Consider the following 392-nt stretch of genomic DNA (forward strand, 5'->3'; position numbering starts at 1 on the left):
CTACAGGATCCTTCGATATTTACAGCGTAGCTGTTAATGAAGATGGCACTTATGGAGAACCTGTAAATTTAGGTTCTAACGTAAACACTGCACACCGCGAGCAGTTTCCTTTCATCGCTGAAGATGGGACTCTTTATTTCACTTCTGACGGCCACATGGGCTTCGGAAATCTTGACGTGTTCAAAAGCGAGCAGGAGAACGGAAGTTTCGGGGAAGCTCAGAACCTTGGTAACACTTTGAACAGTGAGTTTGATGATTTCGCTTTTGTTTTAAGAGACGGAGAAGAAAAAGGATACCTTGCTTCAAACCGAAGAGGATCAGATAACCTTTACGCTTTCAGCAGAGAAGACTATACTCCTCCTGTACTTCCAAAAGAGATCAGCGAGATCAAT

1 pseudogene is annotated in these 392 nt (G+C 43.4%); it reads left to right on the top strand.

The features are described 5' to 3' along the window. Positions 1 to 392: pseudogene (locus HC176_RS17265) on the top strand (PD40 domain-containing protein); the annotation flags it as partial.

This window comes from Tamlana crocina (assembly GCF_012037625.1).